The following is a 794-nucleotide window of genomic DNA, read 5'->3' on the forward strand; positions in this document are numbered from 1 at the left end:
AGTCATCTATAGTTTCTCTCACACAGAGTTTCAATAGCATATTAAGATAAGATGATTCTAATAATCTTGTCTTCATTTGCATCGCTAAACTTATTTCGATATCTATCAATACAAGATTGAATTACATCAGTTGCGCACATTGACAAAGCAGTGTCGAGAGATTCAACTAAATGATTAAAATCGTTATTCCTAAAAACCACACCAGTTTCGCCGGGAGTTATAATTTCCTCGTACCCATCAATATCGGACATAACTGGAACACACCCACATGACAATGCTTCTATGACTGGTCTAGGAAAATGTGGCGTTGTAGCAGGAAATAGTAGGCATCTACTATCAGCAATATACGGCATCGAGTCTTCAACGGCCCCAAGAACGTTGATAGCTTCTGAGTTATATTTATCCACAAACTCATCACTGTAGTACCCCAACAGACATAAACGGTACTGATTATCTGATTCTAGTAGCTCTTTTATTAAGTCAATTCCTTTTATGGATTTCTCACCGCCGACATATATTGCATCATACTGCCGCTCTTTTGGGTCAATTACGCACCCTCCTCCTTTAACGTAGTTACTTATTATTGAAGTTTTTGAGGCTATATTTGCCCCTAAACATTCTCTGTTATGCTTACTAAGAAATATCACATGATCAGCAAATTTGCTAAGCAATAATCTGATAAGGTTATTACGAATCCCAAAATAGCCCTTAGAAATCGCCTCTCTCACATGAACAATATTCCTAATACGAAATAATTTGGACACAAAGAGCCAATCGGTCAAAACAGAGGAGTT

The 794-nt window shown here is 37.3% G+C and carries 1 protein-coding gene; it reads right to left on the reverse strand.

Annotation, left to right across the window (positions count from 1 at the left end; genetic code table 11):
• Positions 1-41: 41 nt before the first annotated feature.
• Positions 42-794 (reverse strand): glycosyltransferase (locus tag A3735_RS18755; protein WP_156499752.1); only part of this gene is annotated, 753 nt, incomplete at its 5' end.

It is taken from the genome of Oleiphilus sp. HI0061 (assembly GCF_001635675.1).